Here is a 17,857-nt window from a genome sequence, read left to right as displayed (position 1 = left end):
CTTCCCACCCGACTCAGCCGTTCCATACGGTGAAGCTGGTCGGGTTTCGACCCTACGCGACCGCCCCGAATGCCTCGCAGCGAAAGGCCCCGTAATCGCGGCGGGCGAGGCGCTCGGCGAGCGCCGGCAGGAACAGCATCGCCTCCTCGGCGAGCCGCCAGGGCGGGTTGATCACGATGAGGCCGTTGCCGTTGAGCCGCGTCGGGTCGGGTTCGCTGACGAGCAGGTCGAGGCGCAGGGCCGGGCGGTTCAGGGCGCCGTGGAGGTCGGCCACCATGGCGTCCACCAGGGCCACGTCCTTGATCGGGTACCAGCCGAGGTAGGTGCCCGTCGGCCACTTCGCCACGGCCCTGGCCAGGGCCGCCCCGAGGCGGTCGATCTCGCCGAGTTCCTCGTAGGGCGGGTCGATGAGCACGACGCCGCGCCGCTCGGGCGGCGGGATCAGAGAGCCCAAAGCCGTCCAGCCGTCGAGATGCATCACCTTGGTGCGCGAATCCTGGTTGTAGCGGTCACGCAGGATTTCGGCGTCGGCGGGGTGCAGCTCGACGAACACGCCCTTGTCGGTGGAGCGCAGGAACTCGCGGATGAGGGCGGGCGAGCCCGGATAGGTGGTGGCGCCGTGGCGGGCCTGAACCGCCGCCACCGCCGCCCGGTAGGGGCCGAGCAGGCTCTCGACGGCCTCCGGGAACGGTGTGTCGAGGCGGCCCCAGCCCTCGGCCGCCTCGCCCGTGCGCCCGGCCTCGTCGCCCGTCAGGTCGTAGAAGCCGAGGCCCGCATGGGTGTCGATGGCCCGGAACGGCGTCGCCTTGGCCTGGAGATGCGTCAGCACCCGCGTCAGGACGAGGTGCTTGAGGACGTCGGCGAAGTTCCCGGCGTGGAAGGCGTGGCGGTAGTTCACGGGAGCACCTTCAGCGCGCTGCGTCGATGGCGACCTCGCCGGCCCGGCAATTCTGGCGCGCCACCTCGGGGCAGGGGGTGAAGCCGCGCAGATCCTTGGAGAAGCAGATCCGCACCTCCTGCAGCCGGCCGCGCACGCAAGCCACCGACATCATGTCGGGGCGCAGACCCCGGTTAGCCATCACGAACTGCCGGGCGATCTCGATGGGCGCGGCGCGGGTGTCGGCGCCGGGCTTCTGGAACGCGTCGGGGATCGTCACCGCCTCGCGGGCCGTGCGGGCCGCGCGAAAATAGGCCGCCGGATCGAGGCCCGAGCAGGTGCCGTGGCGGCGCCACTCGTGGCGGGCGAGGCCCTCGCTCGGATAGACCTCGCCGGCCGCCTCCATGGCCTGCCGGGTCGGGGACCGCTCGACGCTGGAGCAGTTCGAGGGGTAGCCCCGGGTGTATTGCGGCCACAGGCCGTGGACGACGAAGCCGAGGCCCCGGCCCGGACGGCACTGCCCGTCGGCCTCGCGCCGCGCGCCGTCCCCGTCGCAATAGGTCGGCGACCACGACAGGGCGAGGACGTAGAAGTCGAACGCCCCCGGCGTGCCGCGCTGGTCGTAGCCCTGGGCCTGGGCCGCCGTGGCGCTGCCCGCGAGCAGGGCCAGGGCCAGAACGGCCTTGCGAAAGAAGGTCACGGGCGGGCTTCGCGGCAGGCCGTGGCGTAGGCGTAGGCGAGATTGCGGTCGAGGCCGTGGACGCAGAACTCGATGCCCCAGTCGGCGCCGATGATCCCGAGCCCGTCGCGCACGGAATAGTCGACCTTGCGCCGGACGCCGTCCGAGGTGGTGGCCACCGCGCTGCAGTAGCGCCGGGGCACGAAGTCGAGGCCCCAGGGGCGCCAGGCCGTGCGCTCGATGCGCTCGTAGCTCACGATGGTGAGCGACGAGTTCCAGAACTTCGCCTCCTTCTCGGCGAAGTTCGTCGAGAGCCGCTCCAGTACCTCGGAGGCCTGGCAGCCGGGAATGTTGGCGTCGTAGTTGAACTCGCGCTCCTCGGCGGGGGTGATCTCCTCGCGGCCCGAGCGGGCCAACGCCGGCTGCAGGGTCGCGGCCAGGACGAGGCCGAGGGCGAAGGTCGTGAAGGATCGATTCGGGCGCATGCCGGCAATCTTTTGCTGGAGTCCGTACGGTTGCGCGGAACGATGGCCGCTGCCCCGTCGGAGTCAAGCTTGCCCGCCGCGCCGGCCGTCGGTTTCACGCCCCCTGGGGTACGGGGGGCACAGTCGCGGACCCGCCGGGTCGTCGGGGTTCAGTAGATCGGGCCGGACAGGCCGGGGGCCTGCAGCGACAGGGGCTCGCGCGCAAATCCCGGGGCCGGCTCGTCCAGGGGGCGCGTGGTGGCGAGGCGGGGCCGGGGGGCCGGCGCGGCGACGTAGGCGGACGGCGCGGACCGGGCGTGTGACGGGGCCTCCACCGGCGCACGGGCCAGATGTGACGGCGCGGGGCGCGGCGCATTCCGGTTCTGCGGCGTGGCCTGGGACAGGGGGGTGACGCCGTAGGGATCGTCCTCTTCCACGTCCACCGGAGCCTGGGGCGGCGCCGGCAGGCGCTCGACGGGACGCGGCCGCGCGACCGGCCGGGCCGTGGATTCGCCGCCGAGCTGGGGGGTGAACTTGATCAGCGGCTGGCAGATCCGGCGCAGGCCGCGTGGGTCGTGGCGCGCGAGATCGACGTGGATGTGGTCGTAGTGAAACACGTTGGAGCCGGGCGCCAGAACCGTCGAGAACCGCGCGCAGGCGCCCAAAAACACTTCGCGCAGAAAGCCTTGCTCGGCTTCCGTGCCGCGCCAGCCACCCTTGACGGTGATGACGTAGCCGTCGGCGAGCTTGAACGACATGATGTCGAGGGCATTGCCGAAGGAGTGCTCCGAAAGCTTGGCGCCGACCTGGTTGTTGCGGCCGCGGCAGGCGTAGGTGCCGGCGTTGATCTCGGCCACGGGCTGGCCGAAATACAGGGCGGCCGCCGGCTGGATCGTGTCGGCGAGCCAGGCTTCGGCCTCCGCCAGCGCCGGGCAGGCCAGGGTCATGCGCTGCTTGAGGGCGACGCTGCCCCCGCCCATCCGGGTGACCCGGTAGGGCTGCAGCATGCCGCAGACGCCCGGCCCCTCGATGGCCTTCACCTGGGTGATGAACTCGCCGGTCTCGACCAAGCGCTTGGCGTTGCAGGCCTGTTCGGTCTGGTCGCGCCAGGGCTCGCGCTGCTCAAACTTGTTGAGCGCACAGCCGGTGAGCCCCGCGCCGAACAGCGCAAGGGCGGAGAACGCGAGAACGCTACGCCACATGATGAGGACGATGCGCGACTTTGCGTAAACGCTCCGTCAACGCTGCGGATCGGAAGATCGGGATGTGGATACGTGTTGACAGATCGCGCGGCGGATCGGACTCCAGGGGCATGCAGTCCCTCGTCGACCTTCGCACCCGGCTCGGTGCCGGCACCCTCGATCCGCACGGCGCCATCGCCCGCGCGCGTGAAGCCATCGCGGCGCGCGAGCCGGGCCTCGGCGCCCTCGCGCACATCGCCGCCGATCCGGCGATCGTTCGGGATGGCCCCCTCGCGGGCATCGCGGTCGGCCTGAAGGACATCATCGACACCGCCGACATGCCGACGGAAATGGGCTCGGCCATCTATGCCGGCTGGCGGCCCAAGGCCGACGCCGCCATCGTCTCCCGCCTGCGGGCCCTCGGCGCCGTGCCGCTCGCCAAGACCGTGACCTGCCCCTTCGCCAGCCGCGACCCGTCCGCCACGGTGAACCCGCACGCGTCCGGCCACACCCCGGGCGGCTCCTCGTCGGGGTCGGCGGCGGCGGTGGCCGCCGGTCTCGTCCCCCTGGCATTGGGCACCCAGACGGCGGGGTCGGTGATCCGCCCCGCCGCCTTCTGCGGGGTCGCGGCCATCAAGCCGTCGTTCCGCCTGCTGCCCACGGTGGGCGTGAAGACCTTCTCGTGGGCCCTCGACACCCTCGGGCTGTTCGGCGCCGGCATCCGCGATGTCGCCCACGCCCTCGCGCTCCTGGCCGATCGCCCTGGCATCGATCTGGCGGAGGGCAGCCTCGCGGCACCCCGCATCGGCCTCGTGCGCCAGGATTTCGCCGGGCCCGCCGACCCGGACGCCGTGGCGGCCCTGGATCGTGCGGCCCGCGCGGCGGAGGCCGCCGGGGCTACCGTCACCGATCTCGTCCTGCCAGGAGCCCTCGCCGAAGCCTGGGCGGTCCAGGCGATCATCCAGGCCTTCGAGGCACGCCAGGCCCTCGCCTGGGAATACGCCCATCACCGCGACGCCCTCGGGCCCGGGCTGCGGGCCGAACTCGACGGCGCCCAGGCCCTCACGGCCGACGCTTACGACGGGGCCCGCCGCACGGCACACCGCGCCCGGCGCGTCCTCAAGGACGTGTTCTCGGAGTTCGACGCGCTGCTGACGTTCTCGGCCCCGGGTCGCGCTCCGGCTGGCCTCGCCAGCACCGGCGACCCGCGCTTCAACCGCCTCTGGACCCTCATGGGCGTGCCCTGCGTCAACCTGCCGGTCCCGGGCGACGGGCTGCCCCTGGGCGTGCAGATCATCGCCCGCTTCGGTGACGATGGACGGGCGCTCGCCGTGGCGCGGATGATCGAGGGTGCGCTGGACGAGTGAGGCCCGGGAAGGCGGCCCACTGTCGGCGCGTCGCTTGAGCCGGAACCGCCCGACGGCTATCGCCACGACTCACCCGATCCTGGAGTTCAGCCCTCGGCCCCGATGCGTTCCTGGAAGCAGGCTGTGGCCCGGGCCTTCGACGGGGCCGAGGGCTATGATGCCGCCGCCGGCATTCAGGCGCGGGTGGCCGAGGGCTTGGCCGCGCGCATCGCGGCCCTGCCCCTGGCGCCCGCGCCGCGGGTGCTGGAGGTCGGCTGCGGCACGGGTCTCCTCACGGCGGCCCTGCACCGCCGGATCGTGCCGGGCCCGTACCTCGCCACCGACATCGCGCCCGCCATGGCCCTGCGCTGCCGCGCCCGGCTCGGGCCGGGGCCCGGCTTCGTGGTCATGGACGGGGAACGGCCCTGCCTCACGCCCGGCTTCGACCTCGTCTGCTCGAGTCTGGCGGCGCAGTGGTTCGAGGACCTGTCCGGCTCCCTGGCCCGGCTCGCCGGACTGCTCGCGCCCGGAGGGCACCTCGCCGTGGCGACCCTGGCCTCGGGCACCTTCGCCGAGTGGCGCCGGGCGCACGCCGACCTCGACTTCGAGGCCGCAACGCCGGCCTATCCCACCGTGGCGGCCCTCGCCGCCCTGCGCATCCCGGGCTGCACCGTGGCGGTCTCGGACGAGCCCGTGGTCGAGGCCCATGCGGACGGGCGCGCCTTCCTCGCGGCCCTGCGCGCCATCGGCGCCGGCACGCCGGAGGGACGGCCGCCGCTGACGCCCGGGGGGTTGCGGCGGGTGCTGCGCCGGTTCGATGCCGGCGGAGCCCGGGTGACCTACGCCGTCGCGACTCTGACGATCCGGCGCATCTGATCCATCATCCGATCCACCATCCCTTGCATCATCCCTTGCCGACGCCCGAGGGCGGCTTCCAGGGCCGCGCGGGTCGGTGCCCGCAGGGGCGCCTCGTCGAGATGGTGGTCGCGCCCCCCTGCGCCGGCGATGAAGCGCGGCGCCACCGTCCCGTCGGGACCGAGCAGGGCATCGAACAGCGCGACGAAGCCGAAGCCCTCGCGCGCGCACAGGGCGGACAGGCGGTCGTTGAAGGCACGGTGCAGGCGGGTGCGCTCGGCGAGGGACGGGACCTCCAGGGCCGCCACGGCCGCAGCCGTGGCGGTGCGGTCGCCCGCCGCGTCTTCCAGGGCGAGGACGTGGGCGTTGCAGTATCCGTCCGCCCAGGATTCGTCCGACAGGGCCGGCGGGAACACCGACAGGACATGGACCGGGCCGAGCCCCGAGAACCAGCGGACGAGGAAGGCGCCGTAAGCCGCCGCCGTGCGGTCGCAGAAGGTTTCGAACCCCGTCTCGTCGAAAGCATGCTCCCCGTTCGCGATGCGCCGGAAGGCCGCGACGAACTCGATGTCGACCTGCCCGAACTGGAACAGGATCGGCAGGCCGCGGGCGGCCGGCACGCGGGCGAGGGCATCGGCCAGGCGTGCGAGGCGCGCGCCGTAGCCCGAGCGCGAGGCCGGGTTGTCCAGTCCCGCCGCCGAGCCCGCCGTGCACAGGACGTGGATCGGCAGGATCGGCCCGGACCGTTGCAGCCCCACCCGCCGGTAGAGCCGCGAGTGACTGTCGCCAACGAGAAGGTACGGCCGGCCGACGCGGGCGAGGGCCGGCAGGATTCCGGCCCAGAAATCCGGGTCCGCGACGACGTCGGGCCGTTGGGCGAGGTGGGCGTTCACGAGGCTCGCCGCGAGGCGGGCCCGCCCGCGCCGATGCCACAGGCGGCTGCGCGTCAGGGTGTCGAGCCCGGTCGGATCGAGGCGCAGCGGGTAGGTGACCTGCTCGTCGCCGCAGAAGCTCAGGAGGTGGAGCACGGCCGTGCGCGCATCCGGCACCGCCGCACCGAGGGCCGGCGATTGCGCGCGATACGCGTCGGGCGAGAACCCCGCCCCGGTCACCAGGGCGCAGAGGGCCTCGACCTGCCTCGGGTCGAGGTCGGGCGGCAGGAAGCGCAGGGCGGACGGGGTCAAGGCCGCCAGGGCGGCGGCCTGGCCCCCGAACCACCGCCTCACGGGCATGGCGTGGGGGTCACGAGACCCGCGGGCGGGAGAACCATCGGCCGACCCGCTGCACGGCGTCGCTGCGCAGGGGCGCGGTGATCCGCCAGGACAGGGAGGCGCGCAGGCGCTCCACCCGGTCCTTGTGGTAGGCGAGTTCCACCTGGGCCTCGGCGAGTTGCGAGCGGTGGGCCTCATGGCCGCCGGCCACGCGCTTGGCCCGGTCCGTCGCCTCGGAAACGAAGTCCGGATCGATCGGGGCTCCGCCGACGACGTTGCGCATGGGCTCCCGCGTGCGGATGTCGATGGGTTCACGGAACAGGATGTTGCCGTGGAACGGGTCCGAGAAGAACGGCGTGTAGTAGGCGCAGCCGTCGAAGAAGTAGTGCGTCACCTGTGACCACCGGGTCCGGTCCGGATTGGTCTGGCGCGCGCCGCCGTGGAGGATGTTGGCGACCCAGATGAGCGCCTGCCCCTTTCGGGCGAGGAAGGTCTTGGGCTCGCGCTTGTGGGCGGAGAGGAGGGCGTTCCAGGTCGCATCGTAGGCGTTGCCGGGCTTCCAGGCGTTGCCGTTCTGGAAGTGCAGGGCCGTGACGCCGAGGTGCTCGTTGTTGATCACCGGCCACTTGTGCGTGCCGGGATAGTAGATCAGCGGCCCGGCATCGGCCTCGATGTCCTCCAGGGCGACCCAGACGCCGCACATGAACTTCTCCGGCACCGAGCTGAAATGCGAGGCGTCCGAATGGGTCTGCTGCTGGGTGCCGACGGGGAAGTTGAGGGTCTGGAACGGCTTGGCCTCGCGCCCGAACACCGCCGTCAGGAGATCGAGGACCGCGGGGTTGGCCGCGAGCGCCATCACGTCTGGCTGGGTCTTCCAGGCGTCCTGAACCCGCAATCCCTCGTTGGCGGCAAAGCCCGTGGCGCGCCACCGCGCCCAGTCGAAGCCTCCGTCCAGGGCGGCGCGGATCGCGGCGGCGCGGGCGTCGAAATCGGCGTCGGGAAAGTCGATGACCGCATAACCCTGCTCGCGCAGCTGGCGCGCGACGGACAGGTGCTCCGGGCTCATCGCCGGGACGAAGCCGTCGCAATCCAGGAACGGCGACTCGAAGGTGGGAATTCCGGGCAGGAGGGTGGCGGCCCCCGCCGACGTCAAGGCCGCGTCGTATCCCATGGCTCTCCTCCTTGAATCGGGCCGCGCGGACGCGGGGCCACGGCTTTCACGGTTGCGGGGGCGTCTCGCCGGCGTCTAGGCTCAGCAGGAACACGCCTTGTGCGCCGATGAGGTTCCACACCCACCACGGCATGGAAAAACGCATGGGCCGGCCGCGCGCGTCGAGGGCCGTGGCCTTCTCGATCCGCGCGCCCACCGTCCGGCACAGGCCGACGAAGTCCCGGATGGTGCAGTGGTGGATGTTCTGGGTCTCGTACCACTCTTCCGGCATCAGGGCGGTGACAGGCATGCGGCCACGAAAGGCCAACTCCGCACGCACCCGCCAATGTCCGAAATTCGGGAAGGAGATCACCACCTGCCGGCCGATGCGCAGCAGGTGTTCGAGGACGATGCGCGGGTTGCGCGTCGCCTGGATGGTCTGGGACAGGACCACCACGTCGAAGGCGTCGTCGGGGTAGTTCGCCAGATCGGTGTCGGCGTCGCCCTGGATCACCGGCAGCCCGCGCGCGAGGCAGGCGTTGACGCCCTCGCGCGAGAGTTCGATGCCGCGCCCGTCGATGCCGCGCCGGTCGCGCAGGAGCGCCAGCAGGGTGCCGTCGCCGCAACCGATGTCGAGGACCCGGGCACCCGGGGCCACGAGGCTGAGCACCACGAGGTGATCGACCCGCGCGCTCCCAAGGTCGCCGCGCGGCAGGGAGGCTGCGGCATCCCACGGGGCCGGGGCGACGACGCGGTGGGACTTCACAGCGAGGTTCTCATAGACCGCGCGCCCGGGCGGCGGCGTCGATGAAGCCGCGCGCCGCGCCGAACATCACCGGCTCGTCGAGGAGGAATGCGTCGTGCCCCTTGTCGCTCTCGACCTCCACGAAGGCCACCGCCGCCGAAGCCGCGTTGAGGGCATGCACGATGGCGCGGGAATCGGCCGTGGGAAACAGCCAGTCGGAGGTGAAGGACATGACGCAGAAACGGGTCTTCGTACCCCGGAAGGCGTTGGCGAGCACGCCGCCATGGTCGGCGGCGAGATCGAAATAGTCCATGGCGCGCGTGAGATACAGGTACGCATTGGCGTCGAAACGCTCGACGAAGCTCAGGCCCTGGTGGCGCAGATAGCTCTCGATCTGGAAATCGGCGTTGAACGAGAAGGTGGGCGCCGACCCGCCCTGGAAGCGCCGTCCGAACTTCCGGTGCAGGGCCGGTTCCGACAGGTAGGTGATGTGCGCGCCCATGCGGGCGACGCCGAGGCCCTTGGCGGGACGGGTGCCGGCCTCGAGGTAGCGCCCCTCGGCCCAGGCCGGATCGGCCATGATCGCCTGCCGGCCGACCTCGTGGAAGGCGATGTTCTGGGCCGAGTGCCGTGCCCCCGTGGCGATGGGCATCGCGGCGAACACCCGCTCGGGGTAGAGGGCCGCCCATTGCAGCACCTGCATACCGCCCATGGAGCCGCCGATACACAGGAACAGGTTCTCGATGCCGAGGCGGTCGAGGAGCATCGCCTGCGCGCGGACCATGTCGCGGATGGTCACCAGGGGAAAATCGAGGCCGTAGGCCCGGCCCGTCGTCGGTTCGATGGAGGCCGGGCCCGTCGAGCCCATGCACGAGCCGACGACGTTGGAACAGACGACGAAGTACCGATCCGTGTCGACGGGCTTGCCCGGCCCGACGAGGGTCTCCCACCAGCCGCGCTTGCCCGTCACCGGATGGGTGTGGGCGAAATGCTGGTCGCCCGTCAGCGCGTGGCAGATGAGCACGGCGTTGGAGCGGTCGGCGTTGAGGATACCCGCAGTCTGGTAGGCGATCTGGAACGGCGCGAGGGCCACGCCGGCATCCGTCGCCAGGGGCTCGTCCAGGCCGAATTGCGCCAGATGCCCCTGGGTGGCCTGCGCCTTGGCCTCGATCACCGGGGGGCCGTCCGTATCGGTCGCCTCGGCTCGGGTCTGGGTGGGAGGATCGAGCGACATGGTCATGAGGGGGAGATCTGACGGGGGAGGTCGCGGGACGAAGTGGGCGGTCGCCATGCGGAGGAGGGGAGGCGACATCCCGGCGGCGTGCGGAGCCGTCGCGTCGCAGATGGAGGTAGTGTGCGCCTCGCCGAGCGTCAACGAAACCATGCGTCATCGGGGCGTGCGTCATCGGGGGATGGACGCGCGTCGAACCCGCATACCGCGTCGAAACGGTGTAGACGTGAATCGACATCCTGCCAGGTCGAGGGGGTGTCGTCGTTGCGAAGAGATGTCTCGGCGTCGTCCACCCGACGAAGCGGTGAAGCGTTTTACGGCGGACGTCTTCGTCTCCGCTGCAACGCGCCGCCCTGTCCAAGGAATTCAAACCGTTGCCCGAGCCCGTGAACGCCCTGCCCGACGCTCTGATCGCCCTGGGCTGGTCCCCGTTCTTCGCCGATCAGATCGCCGACAGGCCGGGTATGCCGGCCCGCATCGGCATGGTCCATCGCTCGCGCATGAGCGCCATCGGGCCGGAGGGCTCCGTCAAGCTCGCCCTGGACCACAACACCAACACCGGCGCCTACGCCGTGGGCGACTGGGTGCTCATCGATCCCGCCGCCCGCACCCTCCTGAGCCGACTGGAGCGGCGAACGTTGCTGGCGCGCCGCGTCGAAGGCTCGAAGGTCCCGCAGCTCGCAGCGGCCAACGTCGACACCCTGTTCATCGTCACCTCGTGCAACGCCGACTTCAATCCGGCCCGGCTGGAGCGCTACCTGGCGCTGGCCAACCAGGCCGGGACCGAACCGGTGATCCTCCTGACGAAGGCCGACACGGCCGCCGACGCCGAGACCTACCGCCGCGCGGCCGAGGCCCTCCAGCGCGACCTGCCCGTGGTGATGATCAACCCCCGCGAGCCGGACGCCATCGCGGCCCTGGCGCCGTGGTGCGGGCCCGGCCGGACCGTGGCGCTCGTCGGCTCCTCCGGGGTGGGCAAGTCGACCCTGGTCAATACCCTGGCGGGCGACGGCGTGGAGGAGCCCCAACTCACCGGGGGCATCCGCGAGCACGACGCCAAAGGCCGCCACACCACCACGGCGCGCTCGCTCCACGCCATCGCGGCCGGCGGCTGGGTCATCGATACGCCGGGAATGCGCACCCTCCACGTCAGCGACGCGGCGGACGGGATCGAGACCCTGTTCGCGGAGATCGTCGAACTGGCGCCACTGTGCCGGTTTCGCGACTGCACCCACGCGCACGAGCCCGGCTGCGCCGTCCAGGCGGCGGTGACCGAAGGCCGTCTCGATCCCGAGCGCCTGTCGCGCTGGCGCAAGCTCCTGGACGAGAACCGGGTGAACACGCCCGTTCTGACCGGCCCGCGCGGCAACAAGAAGCGCTGAGCCGCCCGTGAGCGCGTGGCCTTCCCTCGACCGGGACCGGTTCGCCAAGTGCCGGGCACTGATGGAGCGCGGTGCGACGCCGGGCGAGCGTGCGGCCGGCCGGGCCGCCGCCGCCCGCATCGCCGCCGCCGCCGGTCTGACCCTGGCGCAGGCGGAGGCGTTCGACGCACCGAGGACGCGGCCGGCGCCCTCCTATGCCTGGCGCGCATCCAAGACCGCCTCCACGACTGCGCCTGAGCCGAAGGCTCCGCCCGCCCCGATCACCGTGGAGGAGTTGCAGGCCCAGAAGCGTGCCGCCGAGGCGCGTCGGCGCAAGCTGGCGGCGCGGGAGGCCCGGCGCCTGCGGGCGCTTCATGCCGAGCAGGAACGGCAGAGCGCCGCAATCCGGACCGCGCAGGGCGAGCGCGACCGGGCCTGGGCGGAGGCACGAGCCGGCGGACCGACAAACGAACCCCATCCTGTAACCGGATCGCATCTTGGCTAGCCGCTACGGCCTCGAGATCCGTGCCGCGAGCGCCGCCGATGCGCCCGGCCTCGCCGTGCTGCTCGCCGAGATCGGGCTTGCGATGCCGGCCGAAGCCCTGGCCGAGCGCCTGGAAGCGATACGGACCGGGCCGAGTGTCGCGCTCGTCGCACAGGAATGGGGGCCGCCGAGCGGCCTCGTGGTGCTGCACTGGTACCGGAGCGTCGCCGAGGCCCGTCCCGTCGCCCAGATCACCACCCTGTTCGTGGGAGCCGAGCAGCGCCGGCGCGGCATCGGACGGCTCCTGCTCAAGGCCGCTTCGCAGGCCGCCCGCATGGCCGAGTGCGACACCCTTCAGGTCGTAGCGTCGGCCGACTCCGCCGACCTTGCCGATTTCTGCCGCGCCACGGGCTTCACCCCGGGCGGCCCCGGCTTCGTCCGACCCCTGCGCAAGGGCCGCTGAACCGCGGCCTCGCCTCGTCAAGCCCGGCAAGCTTTGTTAGACGGTGCCCCTCGCGATCACCCCGGCCCGTTCCATGTCCTCCGCCCTGTCCCCCGAGACCCCCATCTCCACCCGCCCGGTGCCCCGCCCGGGCGTCCTCGCCATCGAGGCCTATGTGCCTGGCAAGAGCGGCGTGCCGGGGGCGCACAAGATCCACAAGCTCTCGTCCAACGAAACGCCCCTGGGGCCGAGCCCGCTGGCCCTGGCCGCCCTGCGGGAAGCGTCGGGCAAGCTCGAACTCTATCCGGACGGCACCTCGGCGCGCCTGCGCGAGGCCATCGGCCGGCGCTACGGCCTCGATCCCGCCCGCATCGTCTGCGGCGCCGGGTCGGACGAACTCCTGTCCTTCCTCGCCTACGCCTATCTGGGGCCGGGCGACGAGGGGATCTTCTGCGCCCACGGCTTCCTCGTCTACCGCATCGCCATCCTGGCCGCCGGCGCCACGCCCGTCGTGGTGCCGGAGCGCGACCTCACGGCCGATGTCGACGCGATGCTGGGCGCCGTCACCTCGCGCACGAAGATCGTCTACCTCGCCAACCCCAACAACCCGACCGGCACCTACCTGCCGTTCGACGAGGTCCGTCGCCTGCACGCGGGCCTGCCGCCGCACGTGCTTCTCGTCCTCGACGGGGCCTATGCCGAGTATGTCCGCGCCAACGATTACAGCGCCGGCCTCGACCTCGTGCTCGAATCCCAGAACGTGGTGATGACTCGGACCTTCTCGAAGATCCACGGTCTGGCCGCCTTGCGCATCGGCTGGATGGTCGCCCCGGGCGAGGTCGCCGACGCGGTCAACCGCATCCGCGGGCCGTTCAACCTGTCCGGCCCCGGCATCGCCGCGGGGGCGGCGGCCATCGCCGACGAGGTGCACGTGGCGGGGGCGATCGCCCACAACGACACGTGGCTCGCCCGGCTCGTCGAGGGTGTGACAACCCTGGGACTCACCGTGACGCCGAGCGTCGCCAACTTCGTGCTGGTGCACTTCCCCGATGAAGCCGGCCGCTCGGCGGCGGAGGCCGACGCGTTCCTGACCGCCCGGGGGATCATCACCCGGCGGGTCTCGTCCTACGGCCTGCCCCATGCCCTGCGCGTGACCGTCGGCAGCGCCGAGGCCAACGCGGCCTTCCTCGCCGCGCTCACCGACTTCCTCGGGGCCGCCCCACGTGCCTGAGCTCGCCACACCCGTCGTCGACACCCTCGCCATCGTGGGGCTCGGGCTGATCGGCTCGTCCATCGCCCGGGGCGCACGCCAGTACGGCCTCGCCCGGACCATCGTGGCCATCGACGGCAATCCGGGCGTGCTGGAGCGCGTTCGGGCCCTCGGCCTCGCCGATACGGCCACGGACGACGTCGCGGCCGGCGTGACGGGGGCGGACCTCGTGATCCTGTGCGTGCCGGTGGGCGCTGTCGGGGCCGTGGCCGAGGCCATGGGCGGCGCTCTGAAGCCCGGTGCCATCGTGTCCGATGTCGGGTCCGTGAAGGCCTCGGTGGTCGCGGCCGTGGCGCCGCACATTCCCGAGGGCGTCGCCTTCGTGCCGGCCCATCCGGTGGCGGGCACCGAGTATTCCGGCCCCGATGCCGGATTCTCGACCCTGTTCTCCGGGCGCTGGTGCATCCTCACCCCCGCCGAGGACACCGACCCGGCCGCCACCGCGCGGGTTCAGGCCTTCTGGGAAGGGCTCGGCGCCATCGTCGAGTCCATGACGCCCGAGCACCACGACCTCGTGCTCGCCATCACCAGCCACGTGCCGCACCTCATCGCCTACAACATCGTCGGCACGGCCGCCGACCTCGAGGCCGTGACGCAATCCGAGGTGATCAAGTTCTCGGCCGGCGGGTTCCGCGATTTCACCCGCATCGCAGCCTCCGATCCGACCATGTGGCGGGACGTGTTCCTGACCAACAAGGACGCGGTGCTGGAGATGCTTGGGCGGTTCAACGAGGATCTCGCCGCGCTCGCCCGCGCCATCCGCTGGGGCGACGGCGACGCCCTGCACGAGCTGTTCACCCGCACCCGCACCATCCGAAAGGGCATCGTCGCCATGGGCCAGGAGACGGCCGAAGCCGATTTCGGCCGTGCCCGGCCGGGGCCGGCACCCGAGAAGGTGCCGCCCGCCGCCTGAGGCTTCAGCCCGGGAAGGGCGGGCTCACACGAGCCCGAGCTTCTGCGCCAGGCCGATGCGCTGGAGCTTGCCGGTCGCACCCTTGGGGATCTCGTCCAGGATGAGGATCTTGGCCGGCACCTTGAAGGCCGCCAGACGTTCGAGGGCGAAGCCCCGCAGATCCTTTTCCGCCAGCGTCTGGCCTTCGCGCAGGACGATGGCGGCTGCGACATCCTCGCCGAGCTTGTCGTGCGGCATGGCGAAGGTCACGCATTGCGACACGGCCGGATGGTCCATGAGGATCTCGTCGACCTCGCGCGGCGAGATCTTCTCGCCGCCCCGGTTGATGATCTCCTTGAGGCGTCCGGTGAGCGAGAGGTAGCCTTCCGGGGTGAGCGAGCCCTGGTCGCCCGTGCGGAACCAGCCCTGCTTCGTGAAGGCCTCGGCGTTGGCCTTGTCGTTGTTCTCGTAGCCCGCCATCACGTTGTCGCCCCGGATGACGATCTCGCCGATTTCGCCGGCGGGAAGCGGCTCGCCGTCCTCGTCCACGATGGCGATCTCGGGGCCGGCGGCGAGGCCGACCGAGCCGGCGTAATGCGGCTTCGGGGGCAGGGGGTTCGAGGCCATCTGGTGGGCGGCCTCGGTCATGCCGTAGGCCTCGATCAGGGGGGCGCCGAAGGTGTCCTCGATCTCTTTCATCACCTGCGGCGGCATGGAGGACGAGGACGAGCGGATGAACCGCAGCGGGTTCGCCTCGATGACCTCCCGGTTGCGGGAGGCACGGCCGAGGATCGCCTGATGCATGGTCGGCACCGCCGTGTACCAGGTCGGGCGGACCTCACCCATCCAGCCGAAGAACTTCAGGGCGTTGAAGCCCGGGGTGCAGGAAACCTGACCGCCGGCCGAGAGCGGCGCCAGGATACCCGCGATGAGCCCGTGGATGTGGAACAGCGGCATGATGTTGAGGCCGCGATCCCCCGCCGTGAAGGCCACCGCCTGCCGGATGTTGCGGGCCGAGGCGCAGACGTTGGACTGCTTCAACGGCACGATCTTGGGGCGCGACGTGGTGCCGGAGGTGTGGAGCACCAGGGCGATGTCGTCGGGCTGCGCCGGGCCACCGTTGGCGGCGGGCGCGACGGCTTCACCCGAGAACGCCAGGGTGAAGGAGCCGGCCCCTGCTTCCGGGGTCGGGCGCAGGCGCACCACCGGCACGCCGAGCTTCTCGGCGACGGCCACGGCCGGCGTCTCGGAGCCTTCGGCGACCACCAGCAGCCGGGCGTCGAGGTCGGAGAGGTAGAACGTGAACTCGTCCGCCTTGTAGCTCGGGTTGAGCGGTGCCGAGGTGGCGCCCGCCGCGATGGCGATGAAGGCGGCGGCCATCTCGGGACCGTTGTCGAGGACGATGCCGACGCGGTCGCCCCGGCCGATGCCCTGGGCGTTCAGGGCCGCGATGGTGCGCGTGGTCAAGGCGCGCAGGGCACCGAAAGTCAGGGGCACGCCGCCGGGGCTCGACAGGGCGGTGGCATCGTCGGCGCCGGCCTGGATCAAGGCGTGGAGGGTGGTGGCGTTCTCGGCCATGGAAGATGTGTCCTTGAAATCGCTCGAAAAATTCAGGCGGCCGTGATGGACAGGCGTCCCTGCGCCCGGTCCAAACTCTGCGCGAGCAGGCGCATCAGGGCGTAGACGGTGCCGATATGCGGGGTCGGGGTGTCGGTCAGGCGCCCGAGCTCGATGATCGATCCGACCAGCGCCTCGAGTTCGATGGGTCGGCCCGCCTCGACGTCCTGCAGCATCGAGGTCTTGTGGGCGCCGACCTTCTCGGCTCCGGCGATGCGCTTCTCGATGCCGAGCTTGAACGTGATGCCGAGCTTGCCCGCGATCGCTTCCGCTTCGCGCATCATGTCGGTGGCAAGTGCCCGGGTCTCGGGGAACTGGCAGATGTCCACGAGGGTGGCGTGGCTGAGCGCCGAGATCGGGTTGAAGCTGAGGTTGCCCCAAAGCTTGAGCCAGATCTCCGCCCGGATGTCGGAGGTGACGGGCGCGCGGAAGCCGGCCTTGATGAGGCGTTGGGCCAGGGACTGGACCCGCGGGCTCATGGTGCCGTCGAGTTCGCCGAGACCGAAGCGGTGGCCCTCGATCACCTGCACCACGCCGGGCTCCGTCAGGATTGCGGCCGGATAGACCACGGAACCGATGACGTGCTTCGGATCGAGGTGCTGGGCGATGAGGCCGCCCGGATCGGCCGTCTCCAGGTGGGTGCCGGTCAGGTCCCCGCCGTGGCCGCCGGAAAAGTACCACCACGGGATTCCGTTCTGCATGGTCACCACCATGGTCTCGGGTCCGATGAGGTGGTGCAGATCGGCGGCGATGGGGCCGACCTGATGCGCCTTGACGGTCAGCAGCACGATGTCGTGCACGCCGGCCTCGTCCATGGATTTCGTGGCCGATAGGTTCTTCACGTGGATCTCGGAGCCGTTCTCCTCGATCAGGCGCATCCCGTTGGTCTTGATGGCGTCGAGGTTGGCGCCGCGCGCGATGAAGGTGACGTTCTCCCCCGCGTTGGCGAGGCGTACGCCCAGGAATCCGCCGATGGCGCCGGCGCCGACAATGGCGATGCTCATGTGGGTGTCCTCAGATTCGTGTTCGTCAAATCCGTCACGCGAATGCGTTCGACAGTACGCCGATGCCCTCGATGTCAACTTCGACGGTGGCGCCCTTCGGGATCGGACCCGCACCGTTGGAGGTTCCGCAGGCGATGAGATCGCCGGGCTCCAGGGTCATGCCCCGCGAGACCAGGGCGACGATCTCCCGCGGCTTGAAGATCATGTCGGCGAGCGGGTAGCGCTGGCGCTCGCGCCCATTGATCCGGACGGCGACGGAGAGGGCGTCCGGGTCGAGGCCGGTGGCGATGACCGGGCCGAACGGACCGAACCCGTCGAAACCCTTCGAGCGGGTCCATTGCACGAAGCTCGGATCGGCCTTGAGCACTTCCAGCGCCGTCACGTCGTTCACGCAGGTGTAGCCGAAGATGTGCTCGGCCGCCGCCTCAGGGCTGAGATCGCGTCCGCGCCGGCCGATGACGATGCCGAGCTCGCCCTCGAACAGGATGCGGCCGAGGCCGTCCGGGATCGTCACGGCCTGCCCGCTCGCCCGGTAGGTGTTGGGCGGCTTGACGAAGAACAGGGGAGCCTCCGGCCGCTCCAGCCCCTGCTTCTCGGCCGCCGCGTGAAAATTGTTCCACAGGGCGATGAGCTTCGACGGCCGGCAGGGAAGGTCGAGGGTGACGTCGGCGAGCGGCAGAGTCTCGCCCGTGGGAGTCGGAGTGGAGAAGAGATCGCCCTCGTAGACGGTGATGCTCTCCCCGTCGAGGCGGCCGAAGCCGTCTCGACCGCCATGGGTGTAGCGAAGCCAGCGCGCCATGGTTTCAGGCGTTCCGGGCGATATAGCGCGCACGCCAGGGCTTCAGCACGGCGATGGCCAGCAGCGAGGCGAGGATGTTGGCGCCGGCGGCGACCAGGAACACCCCGTCCCAGCTCGCCGAACTCTGCTGGAGATAGTTGGCGGCGGGGACCAGCAGGGCCGCCGTGCCCTTGGCGGTGTAGAGCAGGCCGGCATTGGTGGCGGCGAACTTGGTGCCGAAGGTGTCGGTGCAGGTCGAGGGGAACAGCN

The 17,857-nt window shown here is 71.2% G+C and carries 18 protein-coding genes and 1 pseudogene; 7 read left to right on the top strand and 12 right to left on the bottom strand.

The window, feature by feature from the left end; all coding sequences use genetic code 11:
• Positions 1-52: 52 nt before the first annotated feature.
• From rlmJ to ASF27_RS12975, 4 genes are all read right to left on the bottom strand, one after another.
• On the bottom strand, positions 53-898 hold the full coding sequence (gene rlmJ / locus ASF27_RS12990) for a 23S rRNA (adenine(2030)-N(6))-methyltransferase RlmJ (protein WP_056176241.1): 846 nt from the start codon (positions 896-898) through the stop codon (positions 53-55).
• A gap of 10 nt (positions 899-908) precedes the next feature.
• Positions 909-1,553, bottom strand: coding sequence for a ribonuclease T2 (locus ASF27_RS12985; protein ID WP_056267078.1), 645 nt, complete (start codon positions 1,551-1,553; stop codon positions 909-911).
• Between the two features lie 20 nt (positions 1,554-1,573).
• Positions 1,574-2,041 carry a hypothetical protein gene (locus tag ASF27_RS12980; RefSeq protein WP_056176244.1) on the bottom strand — a complete coding sequence of 156 codons (468 nt, stop codon included), beginning with the start codon at positions 2,039-2,041 and terminating at the stop codon, positions 1,574-1,576.
• A 149-nt stretch (positions 2,042-2,190) separates the two neighbouring features.
• Positions 2,191-3,222: an extensin family protein gene (locus tag ASF27_RS12975; RefSeq protein WP_056176247.1), complete on the bottom strand. Its 1,032-nt coding sequence runs from the start codon at positions 3,220-3,222 to the stop codon at positions 2,191-2,193.
• 110 nt (positions 3,223-3,332) lie between these two features.
• On the opposite strand from ASF27_RS12975, the gene ASF27_RS12970 reads away from it, so the two are divergent.
• Both ASF27_RS12970 and ASF27_RS12965 read left to right on the top strand, forming a co-directional pair.
• Positions 3,333-4,568: an amidase gene (locus tag ASF27_RS12970; RefSeq protein ID WP_056360660.1), complete on the top strand. Its 1,236-nt coding sequence runs from the start codon at positions 3,333-3,335 to the stop codon at positions 4,566-4,568.
• 102 nt (positions 4,569-4,670) lie between these two features.
• Positions 4,671-5,423 (top strand): methyltransferase domain-containing protein, encoded by a 753-nt coding sequence (locus tag ASF27_RS12965; RefSeq protein WP_056176253.1) that lies wholly within the window; start codon positions 4,671-4,673, stop codon positions 5,421-5,423.
• Here the strand turns inward: ASF27_RS12965 and ASF27_RS12960 are convergent.
• From ASF27_RS12960 to ASF27_RS12945, 4 genes are read right to left on the bottom strand one after another with little or no spacing between them, the layout of a single operon-like run.
• Entirely contained in the window at positions 5,387-6,634 is a 1,248-nt protein-coding gene (locus ASF27_RS12960; protein WP_056360657.1) for a hypothetical protein, read from the bottom strand. The two genes, ASF27_RS12965 and ASF27_RS12960, sit on opposite strands and share 37 nt — an antisense overlap.
• A 10-nt stretch (positions 6,635-6,644) precedes the next feature.
• Complete coding sequence (locus tag ASF27_RS12955; protein WP_200918823.1) at positions 6,645-7,784, bottom strand: phytanoyl-CoA dioxygenase family protein; 1,140 nt, start codon at positions 7,782-7,784, stop codon at positions 6,645-6,647.
• Positions 7,785-7,830: 46 nt separating this feature from the next.
• Positions 7,831-8,529, bottom strand: a complete 699-nt coding sequence (gene metW / locus ASF27_RS12950; protein ID WP_056176260.1) for a methionine biosynthesis protein MetW — start codon at positions 8,527-8,529, stop codon at positions 7,831-7,833.
• 10 nt (positions 8,530-8,539) lie between these two features.
• Complete coding sequence (locus tag ASF27_RS12945; RefSeq protein ID WP_156467518.1) at positions 8,540-9,748, bottom strand: homoserine O-acetyltransferase; 1,209 nt, start codon at positions 9,746-9,748, stop codon at positions 8,540-8,542.
• A gap of 365 nt (positions 9,749-10,113) precedes the next feature.
• Between ASF27_RS12945 and rsgA the strand changes: the two genes are divergently transcribed.
• From rsgA to ASF27_RS12920, 5 genes are all read left to right on the top strand, one after another.
• Positions 10,114-11,121 (top strand): ribosome small subunit-dependent GTPase A, encoded by a 1,008-nt coding sequence (rsgA, locus tag ASF27_RS12940; RefSeq protein WP_244472904.1) that lies wholly within the window; start codon positions 10,114-10,116, stop codon positions 11,119-11,121.
• Positions 11,122-11,128: 7 nt separating this feature from the next.
• Entirely contained in the window at positions 11,129-11,605 is a 477-nt protein-coding gene (locus ASF27_RS12935; RefSeq protein WP_244481005.1) for a hypothetical protein, read from the top strand.
• On the top strand, positions 11,598-12,047 hold the full coding sequence (locus ASF27_RS12930; RefSeq protein WP_056176269.1) for a GNAT family N-acetyltransferase: 450 nt from the start codon (positions 11,598-11,600) through the stop codon (positions 12,045-12,047). The genes ASF27_RS12935 and ASF27_RS12930 overlap by 8 nt, the downstream gene beginning before the upstream one ends.
• A gap of 73 nt (positions 12,048-12,120) precedes the next feature.
• A complete protein-coding gene (locus ASF27_RS12925; RefSeq protein WP_056360650.1) occupies positions 12,121-13,257 on the top strand; it encodes a histidinol-phosphate transaminase in 1,137 nt (378 codons plus the stop codon).
• Positions 13,250-14,209: a prephenate/arogenate dehydrogenase family protein gene (locus ASF27_RS12920; protein WP_056360646.1), complete on the top strand. Its 960-nt coding sequence runs from the start codon at positions 13,250-13,252 to the stop codon at positions 14,207-14,209. The genes ASF27_RS12925 and ASF27_RS12920 overlap by 8 nt, the downstream gene beginning before the upstream one ends.
• Positions 14,210-14,233: 24 nt before the next feature.
• Here ASF27_RS12920 and ASF27_RS12915 read toward each other — a convergent pair whose 3' ends face one another.
• The 4 genes and pseudogenes from ASF27_RS12915 to ASF27_RS23180 all read right to left on the bottom strand — a co-directional run.
• Positions 14,234-15,766, bottom strand: coding sequence for an acyl--CoA ligase (locus ASF27_RS12915; RefSeq protein WP_056360642.1), 1,533 nt, complete (start codon positions 15,764-15,766; stop codon positions 14,234-14,236).
• A 32-nt stretch (positions 15,767-15,798) separates the two neighbouring features.
• A complete protein-coding gene (locus ASF27_RS12910; RefSeq protein ID WP_056266575.1) occupies positions 15,799-16,809 on the bottom strand; it encodes a 2-dehydropantoate 2-reductase in 1,011 nt (336 codons plus the stop codon).
• Positions 16,810-16,843: 34 nt separating this feature from the next.
• Positions 16,844-17,608, bottom strand: coding sequence for a fumarylacetoacetate hydrolase family protein (locus tag ASF27_RS12905; protein WP_056360639.1), 765 nt, complete (start codon positions 17,606-17,608; stop codon positions 16,844-16,846).
• Between the two features lie 4 nt (positions 17,609-17,612).
• Positions 17,613-17,856 (bottom strand): annotated as a pseudogene (locus ASF27_RS23180) (oxalate/formate MFS antiporter); the annotation flags it as partial.
• Position 17,857 lies beyond the last annotated feature (1 nt).

Origin of the sequence: Methylobacterium sp. Leaf102 (genome assembly GCF_001422425.1) — a bacterium.
GTDB lineage: Bacteria > Pseudomonadota > Alphaproteobacteria > Rhizobiales > Beijerinckiaceae > Methylobacterium.
The sequence above is the reverse complement of the archived record's forward strand: the minus strand, read 5'-3'. Positions and strand labels throughout refer to the sequence as shown.

Bases quoted from the DNA above. Each gene is read 5' to 3' on its own strand.
- ASF27_RS12980 (WP_056176244.1), bottom strand. From the start codon at position 2,041: ATGCGCCCGAATCGATCCTTCACGACCTTCGCCCTCGGCCTCGTCCTG.
- ASF27_RS12975 (WP_056176247.1), bottom strand. From the start codon at position 3,222: ATGTGGCGTAGCGTTCTCGCGTTCTCCGCCCTTGCGCTGTTCGGCGCG.
- ASF27_RS12970 (WP_056360660.1), top strand. From the start codon at position 3,333: ATGCAGTCCCTCGTCGACCTTCGCACCCGGCTCGGTGCCGGCACCCTC.
- ASF27_RS12965 (WP_056176253.1), top strand. From the start codon at position 4,671: ATGCGTTCCTGGAAGCAGGCTGTGGCCCGGGCCTTCGACGGGGCCGAG.
- ASF27_RS12960 (WP_056360657.1), bottom strand. From the start codon at position 6,634: ATGCCCGTGAGGCGGTGGTTCGGGGGCCAGGCCGCCGCCCTGGCGGCC.
- ASF27_RS12955 (WP_200918823.1), bottom strand. From the start codon at position 7,784: ATGGGATACGACGCGGCCTTGACGTCGGCGGGGGCCGCCACCCTCCTG.
- ASF27_RS12945 (WP_156467518.1), bottom strand. From the start codon at position 9,748: ATGACCATGTCGCTCGATCCTCCCACCCAGACCCGAGCCGAGGCGACC.
- ASF27_RS12925 (WP_056360650.1), top strand. From the start codon at position 12,121: ATGTCCTCCGCCCTGTCCCCCGAGACCCCCATCTCCACCCGCCCGGTG.
- ASF27_RS12915 (WP_056360642.1), bottom strand. From the start codon at position 15,766: ATGGCCGAGAACGCCACCACCCTCCACGCCTTGATCCAGGCCGGCGCC.
- ASF27_RS12910 (WP_056266575.1), bottom strand. From the start codon at position 16,809: ATGAGCATCGCCATTGTCGGCGCCGGCGCCATCGGCGGATTCCTGGGC.
- ASF27_RS12905 (WP_056360639.1), bottom strand. From the start codon at position 17,608: ATGGCGCGCTGGCTTCGCTACACCCATGGCGGTCGAGACGGCTTCGGC.